General features: G+C 54.8%; 11 protein-coding genes. 4 read left to right on the top strand and 7 right to left on the bottom strand.

Annotation, left to right across the window (positions count from 1 at the left end):
- Positions 1 to 226: 226 nt before the first annotated feature.
- Both O146_RS11900 and O146_RS0109865 read left to right on the top strand, forming a co-directional pair.
- Positions 227 to 1,864 carry an HNH endonuclease signature motif containing protein gene (locus O146_RS11900; protein WP_051619396.1) on the top strand — a complete coding sequence of 546 codons (1,638 nt, stop codon included), beginning with the start codon at positions 227 to 229 and terminating at the stop codon, positions 1,862 to 1,864.
- 353 nt (positions 1,865 to 2,217) lie between these two features.
- Positions 2,218 to 2,883, top strand: coding sequence for an MOSC domain-containing protein (locus tag O146_RS0109865; RefSeq protein WP_027018357.1), 666 nt, complete (start codon positions 2,218 to 2,220; stop codon positions 2,881 to 2,883).
- A gap of 48 nt (positions 2,884 to 2,931) precedes the next feature.
- On the opposite strand, the gene O146_RS0109870 is transcribed toward O146_RS0109865, so the two are convergent.
- From O146_RS0109870 to O146_RS0109895, 6 genes are all read right to left on the bottom strand, one after another.
- A complete protein-coding gene (locus tag O146_RS0109870; RefSeq protein WP_027018358.1) occupies positions 2,932 to 3,711 on the bottom strand; it encodes an HpcH/HpaI aldolase family protein in 780 nt (259 codons plus the stop codon).
- On the bottom strand, positions 3,696 to 4,481 hold the full coding sequence (gene hpaH, locus O146_RS0109875; RefSeq protein ID WP_027018359.1) for a 2-oxo-hept-4-ene-1,7-dioate hydratase: 786 nt from the start codon (positions 4,479 to 4,481) through the stop codon (positions 3,696 to 3,698). Before hpaH ends, O146_RS0109870 begins: the two co-directional genes overlap by 16 nt.
- Positions 4,482 to 4,529: 48 nt before the next feature.
- Positions 4,530 to 5,624, bottom strand: a complete 1,095-nt coding sequence (gene hpaD, locus O146_RS0109880) for a 3,4-dihydroxyphenylacetate 2,3-dioxygenase (RefSeq protein WP_027018360.1) — start codon at positions 5,622 to 5,624, stop codon at positions 4,530 to 4,532.
- Between the two features lie 90 nt (positions 5,625 to 5,714).
- Complete coding sequence (hpaE, locus tag O146_RS0109885; protein ID WP_027018361.1) at positions 5,715 to 7,232, bottom strand: 5-carboxymethyl-2-hydroxymuconate semialdehyde dehydrogenase; 1,518 nt, start codon at positions 7,230 to 7,232, stop codon at positions 5,715 to 5,717.
- Positions 7,233 to 7,257: 25 nt separating this feature from the next.
- Positions 7,258 to 7,935, bottom strand: coding sequence for a GntR family transcriptional regulator (locus O146_RS0109890; RefSeq protein WP_027018362.1), 678 nt, complete (start codon positions 7,933 to 7,935; stop codon positions 7,258 to 7,260).
- Positions 7,932 to 9,440 (bottom strand): fumarylacetoacetate hydrolase family protein, encoded by a 1,509-nt coding sequence (locus O146_RS0109895; RefSeq protein WP_027018363.1) that lies wholly within the window; start codon positions 9,438 to 9,440, stop codon positions 7,932 to 7,934. Before O146_RS0109895 ends, O146_RS0109890 begins: the two co-directional genes overlap by 4 nt.
- 220 nt (positions 9,441 to 9,660) lie before the next feature.
- On the opposite strand from O146_RS0109895, the gene O146_RS0109900 reads away from it, so the two are divergent.
- Positions 9,661 to 11,025, top strand: coding sequence for an MFS transporter (locus O146_RS0109900; RefSeq protein ID WP_027018364.1), 1,365 nt, complete (start codon positions 9,661 to 9,663; stop codon positions 11,023 to 11,025).
- A 302-nt stretch (positions 11,026 to 11,327) separates the two neighbouring features.
- A complete protein-coding gene (locus O146_RS0109905; RefSeq protein ID WP_027018365.1) occupies positions 11,328 to 13,184 on the top strand; it encodes an FAD-dependent monooxygenase in 1,857 nt (618 codons plus the stop codon).
- 9 nt (positions 13,185 to 13,193) lie between these two features.
- Here O146_RS0109905 and O146_RS0109910 read toward each other — a convergent pair whose 3' ends face one another.
- The gene (locus tag O146_RS0109910; protein ID WP_027018366.1) at positions 13,194 to 14,444 is read right to left on the bottom strand and encodes an ATP-binding protein; all 1,251 of its coding nucleotides are present in this window, start codon (positions 14,442 to 14,444) and stop codon (positions 13,194 to 13,196) included.
- Positions 14,445 to 14,519 lie beyond the last annotated feature (75 nt).

Here is a 14,519-nt window from a genome sequence, read left to right on the forward strand (position 1 = left end):
AAAACAGCCATGATCTCGTGCATTCTCGAGAAACAACCCCAAAACCCTGCCATTATCAGCAGTTTTACATGCACATTCACACACCACAACCAAGGTTCCCAGAGTTCCATAGCACTGTGTCCCAAATTCTTGGGGCATACCTTCATTCGAACACCATTGCTTTTTAGTCTTTTCATCGCTAGACTAAAATCATTCTAGTTAGCAATCACGTTCGGGGAGGGACGTCATGGCAAAGAACAACCATCGCCGCAAAAGCCAGCAAGGCGTCCAGCATTCTTCTGAGTTCCCAGAGGTATATTTCACCCACTGCAATCCACACGATAAAGACGCCATGACGATGCTGGAGCTGCGTCGTCACGCTTATTTTGCGTGGAAACGAATCACTGATCTTGCCAGCGATGATTACGACCTCATGTTGCGGTATATCACTGCAGCCAGCGGTGTTGGCAGCCACAAGGCCGGTAACATCGCCAGCGCGTTTTACCGCATGTCAGACCTTCCACAGCTGCGCGAGCTAGCAACCTCGATGTGGCAATTAGATCTCGAACATTGGATCACCATTGATCGTGCTCTGAATAAAGCAGGTGCCGTCAATGCCAGCCTGTTTGCCGCCATCGATGAGCTGCTCGTAGAGCTCCTCACTCCTACCAAACCTAACCAGCAGATGGCGTCGAGAAGAGTCATAAGAAACCGGATCATTCGCGAAATTGATGCCCTTGATTCCTCGGTGCGCAAAGACAAGAAGAAGGAATCACCCAGGAAAACCTACGATGTTAACGATATTCCCGATTTTGAGCGCAACGATACCGATACGCATGAAATTCGCTTCGATACTGACGCCGCCACTGCAGTCACAATCGATGCGCACATCCGTGAGCATGCGAAACAAGCCGGACTTTCGCTTCGCGACGCCACCATCGATCTGCTCTTGGGCAAAGCACACACCTCCGTGACCCTAAATTGCTACCGTGCCAACGACGTTGCCGACGCCCCACTGTTCGTCTCCACGGATACCGGTGCTGGCGTGGCCACCCTGTTTGGCACCGCTGCCGACAACCTAGCCGCTAAGGCGAGCAAGCACCACGACATGGATGCACCCGCGAACCACGAGGTCACAGGCTATGCCACCACACCAACCATGCGCGCTGCCGTAACCGGCCGCGATGGACACTGCCGCTACCCAGGCTGCGAGGAACCCGCAACCATATGCCAAATGGACCACGTCATCGAATACAACGACGGCGGGCCCACAACCCCAGCCAACCTCATTTCACTGTGCCAGCACCACCACAACATCAAAACCGACAAACGCACCCGCCCCATCTTCGAACCAGCCACCGCAACCATCGTGTGGCTATTCGCCGACGGCACCTGGCAATCCACCGAAGCAGAAGGCCCACTAGCTAAGCCAAACCGCCGGTGGGTACAAACCGTGGCACAGAAAATGTCGTGCTACCGCAAAGCACAGCGCGAAGAAGCACAAAAAATGCAGCGCCTGGCCGCAGAGAACAACCAAACAGATACACCGGGCATGTCGGACTCGTCGCAGACCCCGAAAACATCTAGAACTTCGAGATCATCCAGAACATCGGAAACAATGACGGAAGAGCAACAGCTCTGGTACAGCGACATTTTAAAACTACAAAGCATGCTGAATCACGACAGTTTCCGCACGATCAAAATTGCCGCCTGCCGGAAACACATCAACAAAATCCAACAAGCAATCACTGCGATACGGAACCTCGACCCAGTGGCTGAATCCCGGGATCGCACAGACGAGTGCACAATCACTCAACCCAAGGTTGCAGGCGACCCCTGGGTGGCAGCCGCCCGGCAGAAGTCTGACGATCCACCACCGTTTTAAACTTTGAGGTGTTATTTCAATCATTATTCGTCGTGTTCACGCCCATTGAGTCAGCGATCGCCGCTCGTTTAACATAAGGAGTTTCGTGCTCCGCCATCACAGCCAAAAAATCCATCTCCCGCTTCGTAGCATTCTTCCAGCGGGCAAATTCGCCAAATACGTATACTTAAACCGTTCAGCGAAACTCACCACATCAATAATCACATCCTGAGTATGGCTTAGCCCCGCACATAGGGTCATCAACGGCAGCTCTGATGACCCTGATTGCACATGTTGCCAAGCACAATCGTGCCAGTACTTCTCGATTCAGAACACCACGCATTCAGGCCATCAGACTCTGCCAGAATGAAACCATGAAGGTCATCTCCACCAACGTCGCCGTCCGCCGGGCTGATCCGAGTAGAAGGCACACATACACCGGCATCGACAAACAGCCGCAACCAGCCATTGAATTATCCACTCCCGGCCCACACTATGGCGACGGGTCCGGGATCATCGGTGATTCCATCGGCGACCACAAACACCACGGAGGCGCCGACAAGGCCATCTACGCCTTCGCCCGCGAAGAACTCGACTACTGGGAAACCGAACTACACCGTGACTTTCGCAATGGATTCTTCGGCGAAAACCTCACCACCAGCGGAATCAGCCTGGCAAACCTTCTGATTAACCAACAAATCTCCATCGGCGACGCACTCTTAGAAGTCTCTATTCCACGCAGCCCCTGCGCCACGTTCGCCGGCTGGATCAACGAAAAAGGTTTTCTGAAATCCTTCACCAACCACGGCGACTGCGGTGCGTACCTGCGCATCATCACACCAGGAACCATCACCGCAGGTGACGGCATGGAGCTCGTCGGCAAGCCAGACCACGACGTGACCATGGGTATGGCCTTCTGCGCGAAAATGGGCGATATGGACTTAGCCCGGCACGTCGTCAAGATCGGTTGCCTAGCGCCGGTGCATCACAAGCAGCTGGAAGCAAGGCTCGGGAAGTATGATGCGCGGCAGCAGCGCTAACAGCGCCTAAACGCGAACAACGCTAGCAACGCTGCGCCCTCACGCTCCCTACTGTGCGAACTTATCCGCTAAGCCCCGAGCCGCACCTGCAAGCAACTGCACATCGGCGCCAACCAGGACAAATGACGCGCCGGCGTCCAAATAAGCTTGCGCCTGCTCCAAATTAAAAGCATTCACGCCAACTGGTTTGCCCGCATCCTGGCATGCCTTCATCGCGTGGGAGACGGCATCCAGCACATCTGGGTGCGTCTGCTGGCCTAGCACGCCCATCGAGGCAGCCAAATCAGAAGGCCCAATGAACAACTGATCCACGCCATCAACGGCGGCGATCTCTGCCGCGTTGTCCACGGCAGTCGCCGATTCCAGCTGGATAGTCAGGCTCACCAGGTCAGATGCATTTTGCAGGTAATCTTCCACAGCATTCCACCGCGACGAACGTGCCAACGCAGCACCGACCCCGCGCACCCCCCGCGGCGGATAATGCATAGCGGCCACCGCATCGCGGGCTTGCTCAGCGGTATCCACCATCGGCACCATGAGATTCTGCGCACCGAGATCCAGATACTGTTTAATCAAAGCGGTATCGCCCACCGGCACGCGCACCACGCGGGTCGCACCGTACGCATCAGTGGCACGCAGCAGATCAGTGACGGTTTCCAAGCTATACGGCGAGTGCTCGCCGTCGACAAGCAGCCAATCGAAGCCTGCGGAAGCAACGATTTCTGCCGCGACCGGCGAGCCCGAAGAAATCCACGCACCGACCTGCGGGCCGGATTCTTGTTGCAGCTGATGGGCAAACGTGCGGGGCAGTTTTACTGGAATCGGCATGTGATGGTTCCTAGCTTTCCATAATCGGCGTGGACGGTATCTCCTGGATGCACCCACATTGGTTTGGTGAATGATCCTGCCAAAATAATATCCCCGGCGCGCAGGTGCTCATCGTGCGCATGCAGCTTATTAGCCAGCCACGCCACACCCATGGCCGGATGATTCAGCACTGCCGCCGCAACCCCAGTATCTTCAATCGCTTCGTTGCGGTACAACAACGCGGACACCCACCGCAGGTCCACAGCATCCGGTGCCACGGGGTTTCCCCCATAAATCATCGCACCCAGGGCAGCATTATCCGAGATCGTGTCGACGATAGTGCGGCCCTGCATTTCGATCCGGGAATCCAAGATTTCCAGAGCAGGAACGACGTATTCGGTAGCGCGCAAAACATCAAAAATGCTTGCCGACGGGCCATGTAGATCGTCTTTCAGAACAAATGCCAGCTCGACCTCGATTCGCACGCTGGAGAAACGGTCATGGTCGATCACGGAACCGTTTTCAAAAATCTGGTCTGCGAAAATCGCCCCGTAGTCTGGCTCGGTGATGCCGGTTGCCTCTTGCATCACCTTCGAGGTCAGCCCGATTTTCCTGCCGACGAGCTTACGGCCGTCGGCGATTCCGCGACGAACCCATTCTGCCTGCACCGCGTAGGAATCCTCCACGGTCATCTCTGGAAAGCGCTTGGTCAAAAGCTCCACTGGTTTGTGGTCTTTTTCCGCCTGCGCAAGTTCGTCGGCAATGGCTATCTGCTGCTGTTTGCTCAACATGACGTTCCTCCTTTTAGCCTGGTTCCTACCCTGGATCCCAGCCTAGGTTTACAACTGATTTCCCAGCTTGTATTCGCCCTTCTTCCAATCTGGAAGCTTGTCTTTATCGTCGTCCGGGCGGGTGTACGAGAAACCGTCGGCACCTATGGTTTGTTCCATCTCAGAGGCATCCGTACGCGAGGTCAGCGGAACCGGGTTGCCATCCAAATCCAGGACGAGTGATCCCTCGCTATACCAGGACGGAACGACTGGCGTACCCCACCAATCGCGGCGTTGATTATCGTGGACGTCCCAGGTCACGGCTGGGTTGTCTGGGTCTCCGGTGTAGTAATCCTGGGTGTAGATCTCGACGCGGTGTCCATCTGGGTCGCGCAGGTACAGGTAGTACGCGTTGGAAACGCCGTGTCGGCCTGGGCCTCGTTCAATGCGGTCCGATTCACGCAATGCACCCAGTTTGTCGCAGATAGCGATGATGTTGTGCTTTTCGTGTGTCGCAAATGCGATGTGATGCATACGCGGGCCATCGCCACCGGTCATAGCGGTATCGTGCACGGTGGGTTTCCGGCGCATCCAGGCTGCGTAGACCGTGCCTTCGGAATCCCGGATGTCTTCGGTGATGCGGAACCCGAGGTCTTCCATGTAGCCCACTGCGCTCGGTACATCCGGAGTGATCTGGTTGAAGTGATCCAGGCGCACGATTGCACCTGGGATGTGTGCATCGTAGCTCCAGGCAAGACGCTCGCGGTGTTCTACTTCGTAGAAGAATTCATAGGGAAAGCCCAGCGGATCCTGCACGCGCACGGAATCACCAATGCCTTTGACGAATCCATCTTTGTTTCGTCGCACCTCACAGCCACGTGCTTTATAGAATTCCTCCGCCAGGTCAAGATCTTCCGGGCTGCGCACACGGTAGGCAAACGCCGCCACCGCAGCCTGCTCACCTTTCCGCAGCACCAAGTTGTGGTGAATGAATTCCTCATAAGTGCGCAGGTAGATCGCATCATCATCCTCGTCGGTCACGACGAGGCCGAGCGTGTCGACGTAGAACTTACGGGATGCTTCCAAATCCGTGACGACGATTTCCATGTAGGCACAACGCAGGATATCTGGTGCTTGAACTTCTGGAGATTGGGTATCAGTCATGATGACTCCTTAAAGCAGAGGGCTAGCGCCAGATCAGAGCTGACCTGGCACCAAAGCGACATGAGGGGTGGGTAGCGCAACTAAATGTGATTAGTCTTGCTTTCCGAAAACAGGGTTGTGGACTTTGTCCAGGTTGATGTGGACTGCTTGCTGGTCGGTGTAGAAGTCAATCGAGCGATAACCACCTTCGTGGCCCAAGCCAGAAGCCTTCACACCACCGAATGGGGTGCGCAGGTCACGGACGTTGTTCGAATTCAGCCAGACCATGCCAGCTTCCACGTTTTGTGCGAAGTTGTGGGCGCGCTTCAGGTCGGAAGTCCAGACGTAAGCTGCCAAACCGTACTTGGTGTTATTCGCCAATTCCAGAGCTTCTTCTTCCGAATCAAACGGAGTAATTGCTACCACTGGGCCGAAAATTTCTTCTTGGAAAATCTTCGCCTCTGGCTTCACATCAATGAATACGGTTGGCTGCACGAAATTGCCTTCCGGGAATTCTTCCGGACGTTCACCGCCAGCGGCCAGGGTGGCTTCTTTCTTGCCGATTTCGATGTACGAGGTGACCTTTTCGTAGTGCTCTGGATGTACCAGCGCACCGACTTCTGTCTTGGGATCAGAGGGCAGGCCAACCTTGACGCGCTTGGCCTGCGCGGCATAGCGTTCAACGAACTCATCGTAAATATCACGCTGCACAAGGATGCGGGAGCCAGCGGTGCAGCGCTCACCGTTCAACGAGAAGACACCAAAGATGCAGGCATCAATCGCGGTTTCCATATCCGCATCGTTGAAAACGATGGCTGGAGACTTACCGCCCAGTTCCATCGACAAGCCTTTCAGGCGCGGTGCGGCATTGGCGAAAATTGCCTGGCCGGTGCGGGATTCACCGGTAAAAGAAATCAGTGGCACATCTGGGTGCTTAACCAGTGGATCACCGGCATAACCTTCTTCACCGTAACCGTTGACCAGGTTGAATACGCCCTTCGGCAAGCCTGCTTCCTCAAAGATTCCAGCCCACAACTGTGCTGAAAGTGGGGTGAATTCTGCAGGTTTCAACACCACGGAGTTGCCCGTCGCAATAGCTGGAGCTAGTTTCCAGGATTCCAGCATGAACGGAGTGTTCCACGGGGTAATCAAACCAGCAACACCGATGGGTTTGCGGTTAACGTAGTTAATCTGACGTCCCGGAACCTTATACGCATCATCTGCCTGCGCGACGATGAGATCCGCGAAAAAGCGAAAGTTTTCCGCGGCACGCTTAGCTTGGCCGGTAGCTTGGGTGATAGGCAAGCCGGAGTCGAAGGATTCCCACGCTGCTAATTTTTCCGCACGCGTTTCGACGACATCGGCGATTTGGTTCAGCACACGAGCCCGCTCTCGCGGAAGTGCATTGGCCCAAGTTCCATTGTCGAAAGCTTCCTTAGCGGCAGCAACTGCTTTTTCTACATCCTGCGGCTTTCCTGATGCCGCGGCGATATAGGTCTTGTTCGTCACAGGGTCCAGCACATCGAATTCTTCACCATCAATGGACTCTACGAATTCACCATTGATGTAATGCAGGATCTTTTCTGGAAGATCGCTAGGTTTAGCTGCATCATTATTAATTGCGTTCATTGTTGGCTCCTTTTACTGGTAGCTATTAGCAACTGTGTGGTTCTGTAGTTTCGCGGTAACTGCGTGCTGTCGCCATGCGATGTTCCAGGGCTTTACGACTGAGATAATCCGCATCTGCACCAGCTTCGATCAGATCGACCAGTTGTGCATGTTCAGCGACGGATTCCCGTGCGCGCTGCGGAACATAGCGAAACGTGGACACTCGGTGATAATTCAATTGTTCCCACTGTTCACGCAGTAGCTTCATGAGGCGACTATTCGGGCATTTCTCGAATAAAACCTCATGAAATTGTTGGTTAAGCCGCGTAAATTCTTCCGGTTCTGTGGCAATGTCGAGCTGCTGCATCTGGCGATTCAGTTCGCGGGCTGCAGCTAAGTCTTCAGCACCAAGATGAGGCGCCGACAGTGCGGTGGCCGCGGCTTCCAACGTGGCGACGATTTCCATGGTTTCGAAATAGGCGTTGCGGTTATGCAGCGTCACTTTTGCGCCCACATTGCGCTCATAGGTGACCATACCTTCTGCTTCCAGCTGACGAATTGCCTCTCGGACAGGTACGACGCTGACCTGGAGCTCGTCGGCAAGAGCAGACAAGACTAAACGGTGGCCTGGTTCAAATTCTCGCGTGCGGATCTTTTCACTGATCCATGCATAAGCGTGCTGCGATTTGGACTGGATCGCCGAGTCCCTGAGAGAAGTTGTCATACCCCCTCACTATCACGGAATCGCTGGTAAGCCTTCTTGTTTTCCCCAGTCGGCGGGAACAAACCATCGAGACTGGCGCCTTTAGCGACCTGGCCAGCAACCCATTCATCTTCGTGCTCTTTGGCCAGCGCACCGTCGGCGATTTCTTCGGCTAATTCCCGAGGAATAACGATGACACCATCATCATCACCAACGATCACGTCGCCAGGAACAACAGTGGCGTTACCGCAAGAAATGGCGATATCACTGTCCCAAGGCACGTGTTTGCGCCCCAGGACACACGGGTGTGCACCTTGCGTAAAGACGGGCAGCCCGATTTCACGTACTGCTTCATAGTCGCGCACTCCGCCGTCAGTGACCACGCCTGCAGCACCGCGGGATTGTGCTCGCAGCGCCAGAATATCGCCGAGCGTGCCCGAACCTGGTTCTTGACGGCCTTCAATGACGATGACTTCGCCTTCGCGTACCGTATCGAAAACCTTCTTTTGTTCGTTCAGGCCTCCGCCGTGTTTTTTAAACAAGTCTTCGCGACCTGCCACGAAGCGCAGTGTGCGCGCACGGCCAACCAGCTTGGTGCCTTTTGTCTGTGGGTATACCCCCTCAATCACGGACTGGTTGATGCCATGTTTGCGTAATTGTGCAGACAATCCTGCGGTAGGGGCTTTCTTGAGCTTGTCGACGAGATCTGCGGGCAGCGCCTGCTCGGATTCTGCTGCGTTGTCGCTTTCTTCTTGGCCGGCAGGTGGTAACCCTGCTGATTCACGGTCGCCGAATGCATCTTCCCGGAGTTTGTCATCTATCTGTGGCAAACTTCCGAGCTCTGGATCAAATGAGCCAGGACCAGCAACAACTGTCGTGCGCAAACGGCCGCTGCTCATAGGACTGTCGGCACCCGGAACGTCAACTTCTACTTCCACAACGTCGCCAGGCACAATCACACTCGACCCACGCGGGGTACCCGTCAGGATGATATCGCCTGGTTCAAGCGTCATGTGCTGCGAAAGATCAGCGACAAACTGGGCGAGTGGGAAAATCAGATCTTTGTCTGTCGTGCCGTCTTCCTGCACTACTTCACCATTCACCCAGGTGCGCAAGCGCAACGCGGCTGGATCAATAGCGGAAGCATCCAGAAGCTCCGGACCAATCGGAGTGTATCCATCCCGCGATTTGGAACGAGTATTAGACCCTTTATCCTGCGATTTGTAGTCATACAACCCAAGGTCATTCGATGCGGTGACAAAGCCGACGTAATCCCAAGCGTCGGCAAGAGAAACATTGCGGGCGGGCTTTCCGATAATCAGCGCAATTTCGCCTTCAAAAGCCAACAGTTCAGTCCCCGCAGGACGTTCCACCTCCGAACCCGAAGCCGCAAGAGTACTCGTGGCTTTCAGGAAATAGCTGGGCTGCTTTGGGCGGCGACCGCGCTGATCCGCGCGGGATTCAAAGGCAACGTGAACAGCAATGACTTTGCCCGGTTTCTCCGGAAGGATGTCTGGAATAGCCATGAAGAATCCTTTTCTGTGAAGAGCATTTTCGAAGAGCTTTCGGACAAGCACTTGCCCGAATCGTATATCATCTCTAACATCACTGCAAGTGGTTCAATTCACAGATTCTCATCGCTTATAATTCATCACACATCAACGCATTGGTGCCACTGCAGGCAACGAGGCAGGATCTACAAAGATTCTGCATCTCGCCTGTCCCACAAACCTCGAAAGGACGTTTATGTCGGTAACGCCCACCCCCGCAACGATCACGGTGAAAGAACGCCGCCGTGTCGTTGCGGCGACCACCATCGGTACCGCAATTGAATGGTACGACTATTTCCTCTACGCTGCCGTCGCTGGCCTGGTATTTAACCAGCTCATGTTCGGCCCTTTGGAAGGCGGCTTGGCGACGATCATCTCTTTCGCGTCGGTCGGTCTCTCATTTCTATTTCGCCCACTCGGGGCATTTCTAGCCGGACACTTCGGCGATAAAATCGGCCGGCGAACCGTTTTGATGGTGACGCTATTCGCCATGGGTGGTGCCACCACACTGATCGGCCTGCTACCGACCTACGATACTTGGGGAATTTGGGCACCAATTCTGCTAATCACCCTGCGCATTATTCAAGGAATTTCTGCTGGTGGCGAATGGGGCTCGGCAGTGTTACTAGCCGTGGAACACGCCCCAAACAACAAACGCGGCCTGTATGGCGCTGGCCCACAAGTCGGCGTGCCTATTGGCCTACTAATGTCCTCCGGCGTGCTGTCTATCATGAACACCATTGCACCAGGCGACGCTTTCCTTGAATGGGGCTGGCGCATTCCATTCCTATTTAGCATCGTCCTCGTAATCGTCGGTTATGTCATCCGTATGGGTGTTGACGAATCCCCCGTTTTTCAAGAAATTTCAGAGCGCAAGGACACAGAAGCTTCCAACCCTATCGGCATCTTGTTCAAACGCTATCTCCCTCTCGTCTTAACTGCTGCACTAGTCTTTGCCGGCAACGGAACCGTCGGCTATATGACAACTGGTGGGTACATCCAGAACTACACCACCAACCCTGACGGACCAATTGGTCTTGAGCGCGGCGACGTTCTGAACGCCGTAACCTTGTCTGCTGTGACCTGGATGCTGTCGACGCTATTCGCCGGCTGGGTCTCGGATCATATCGGTCGACGAATGACCTACCTGATCGGATTTATTCTCCAGGGCATCGGCGCCGCTGCATTGTTCCCACTAGTCAACACAGGGTCGTTGGGCATGCTATACCTGGCACTCATCGGTTTAACTGTAGGCCTAGGCCTAACTTATGGCCCACAGTCCGCACTGTACGCAGAACTTTTCCCAGCATCGATTCGAGCTTCCGGCGTATCCATCACCTATGCGATTGGTTCCGTGCTTGGTGGAGCATTTGCACCAATGATCGCGGCAGCGTTGCTAGAAGCAACTGGCACAACGTTTGCTATCTCCGGCTACCTGGTCAGTGCCTGCATCGTCGGCTTCATCTGCATATTCCTGCTGCGTGAACGCAAAGGCATCCCCTTAGGTCCTGAACATGAGCAAAAACAAATGACCGGGCATTTCGCGTTCGGAAAAGAGTAAACAAGCAGTCAACAAACTAGTTACTGCCACAAGGGCATGCGCTTGGCGATTTTCACGCCGGGGCATGCCCTTATTCTTCGCCAGCTATACAAAACCAACTACACGACATAGATACAACATTTTTAGAAAATTGTTGTATGGATCGCACTAATCATATATGATCTTCAAGTAAGACCCATTTCACAGATCAAAGCATTATTTGATCTAGCTCATGGATTCTCCCGTCACTTTCCCACGCAACCACCGCCCTCAACCCGGTTGCATGAAAGAACGGTGTCGAATAAGCAGCGAGGAGCAAAACAATGCAGTTTCATCACAATGGCTATGTTTCACAGGACCCCCGCGTACTTCCTGCCGCAGGATATGGCATTAACCGTGCAGAAGAACTCCCAGAAACCATGGACGTGCTGGTCGTCGGCTCCGGCCCAGCCGGCATGATTGCTGCTGCCCAGCTGTCGATGTTCCCAAATATCAATACGCGTATTATTGAGCGTCGACCACACCGTCTGGAGCTCGGCCAGGCAGATGGTATTCAGGCCCGCTCAGTAGAAACCTTCCAAGCTTTCGGTTTTGCTGCTGAGATCACCGAAGAAGCCTATACGATCACCGAGATGTCGTTCTGGAACCAGGACCCGGAAAATCCAGATGCCATCAAACGCGGTGCACGCCCCATTGACGACGAACATGGCATTTCCGAATTCCCACACCTGATTGTCAACCAAGCCCGCGTCTTGGATTATTTCGCGAGGGAAGCACAGCGCGGGCCAGCACGCATTAAGCCAGATTATGGTTGGGATTTTGTTTCCTTGGAAGTTGGTGACCTGTCCGAAGAGTACCCAGTAACCGCCGTGGTTGAAAATACTGAAGGCGAGCAACGTACCGTCCGCGCCAAGTACGTCCTGGGTTGTGATGGTGCCCGTTCCAAGGTGCGCAAATCTATCGGTCGCAGCTTCCAAGGCAACCAGGCAAACCATGCTTGGGGCGTCATGGACGTCGTCGCCGATACGAACTTCCCGGACTGGCGGACAAAATGTGCAATTCATTCCAAAGCCGGTTCTATCCTGCATATTCCGCGCGAGGGTGGGTACCTCTGCCGGATCTACGTGGACCTCGGTGAAGTCCCGGAAAATGATAATCATAAGATTCGGGAAACACCGATTGAGAAGATCATTGAGAAAGCAAACAAGATCTACTCGCCATATTTCATCGATGTCAAAATGATTGCCTGGCATTCCGTCTACGAAGTAGCACATCGGCTTGTCGACGGATTCGACAATGAAAACACCACCCCGCGGGTATTTTTGACCGGCGATGCCTGCCACACACACTCCGCAAAAGCAGGTCAGGGCATGAACGTTTCCATGCAGGATGGTTTCAATATTGCCTGGAAGCTCGGGCATGTTCTCGACGGACGCGCACCAGAGGAACTGCTGTGCACCTACCACGGTGAACGCCAACCAGCCGCAGAAAATTTGATTAACTTTGACCGCGAATGGTCTACCTTGATGGCCACTCCACCGGAACAGCTGGAATGCCCTGACGCGGTGGAAAAATACTACGTTGAAGCCGAGGAGTTTGCAGCCGGTTTCCGGACCCAGTACGAACCCAACATGATCGTCGGTGACGCCACCCATCAAGATTTGGCGACGGGCTTCGACGTCGGCAAGCGTTTTAAATCCTATGAAGTACTGCGCCGTTCCGATGCCCTGCGTACGCATTTGGGCCACCAACACACAGCTGATGGTCGCTACCGCATTTACGCTTTCGCGGATCGCCCACAGGCCGGCACAGAATCAAAGATGACTGCCTGGGCGGACGCAGTGGAGGAGATCGTCGCCAAGTTCACCCCGGCTGACCAGGATGAAAACGCCTACTTTGATATTAAGGCGATCTACCAGCAAACGAACCACTGGGATTGGGAAATCCTGGATGCGCCGCGGCTGTTCCGTCCGCGCAACGGCAAATTCCAGGTCCCAAACTGGGACAACGTCTTCGGGGTGCTTTCCGACGAACACGATATATTCGAAGCCCGGGGAATTTCGCGTGATGGCGCGGTTGTGATCGTACGCCCAGACCAATACGTCGGTGCGGTGCTGCCACTGGATAAGCCCGAGGCTGTGGAGGAATATTTCGCCCGGGCTTTGCGCCCGCAGCGGTAGCAGCCTGAACTATTCCCCAAGCACCGTCAGCGGGACGACGAAAACGCCGTCGTCTCGTTGGTACGCCAGACCGCTCGGGACCACCACGATGAGTGCTTCCGGCGGCCGGATGATTTTTGCGCTCACCCGCAACAAGTTCTCCGCCGCCGCGTCGATGGCATGCTGGCCAAGTTTCACCTCCAGCCCGATCCACGCACCATCGGCAGCTTCCACAACTGCGTCGATTTCATCCCGGCCTTTCGAATCACGGTAATGAAAAACCCCTCGCGCTTTATTTTTCTGCGCGTAGACGCGCAAATCATGAACCACCTGGCCTTCAAATAAAAACCCGAGCGACTCGGGCTCGGCCAATAACCGATCAGCATTCGCCCCGAGTAGTGCCGCTGCCAGCGAAGGATCACACAGGTGACGCTTCGGTGTCTGTAACGCAGCGGTCCGTGAACGCAGCTTCGGTGCCCAGGCTGGTTGATCCTCGGTTAGAAACATACGCTCGGCGAAATCATGAAGCACAGATGGTGCAGTTTCACCGATGGGCAGTGCCGCAGCATCCTTCATCCTGCGGCCAATCGCGCTAAAAGTAGCAGGTTGTGCCGATAAACCAGCGATCGCCTCCAGAAACGCGCGGATCCGACGTGGATCCCGGCGCGGACCAGCAATAGAAGGAAAGTCGTGCTCACACGTGTCGTCAAGATACGAGTGGTTCATCTCTACTGCGGCTTCGTGCGACATATTCAAAGCGCCCGGCCATCCACCTCGGACAACACGCGCGATGAGTTCGGAAAAATCACGTTCCGGTTCCGCGATCGCAGGTGATTCCCCACGCAATAACGCGGCCAAGGAAACCTCCCCGGTGGAATCGCCGGTTTCCTGCAACGTCATCGTCCGCATGCGTAAGCGACGAAACCGCCCCGCACCAGAGTGACGCATTGGATGCTCATCAGGGGTAGCAGAACCGGTCAACAGAAATTGGCCTGCTTGCCGACGACGGTCCACCTCGTGGCGCACTTCATTCCACACTTCCGGCACTACTTGCCACTCGTCCAGCAAGCGCGGAGTTTCGCCGTGCAGCGCGGTGGCGGGTTGTTCGCGCGCAAGCACCGCCCGCTTATCTGCAGAATCGAGATAAATTTGGGAAGCCGAAAACTGCGAGGCGCTTTCGGTTTTCCCGCAAGCACGTGGACCTGCGATCACTACAGCCGGGGCAGACTCCAGCGCCGCAGAAATTGACTGGTCAAGATGGCGTTTTTGATAATCATGCACACCCTCAGCCTAGCAGCCTGCGGCATTTCTCCACTTCTGACTACTGGATATCTCCGGCAGAACCTACCGGATTTC

It is taken from the genome of Corynebacterium pseudodiphtheriticum DSM 44287 (assembly GCF_000688415.1).
In the GTDB taxonomy this organism is placed as follows: Bacteria; Actinomycetota; Actinomycetes; order Mycobacteriales; family Mycobacteriaceae; genus Corynebacterium; species Corynebacterium pseudodiphtheriticum.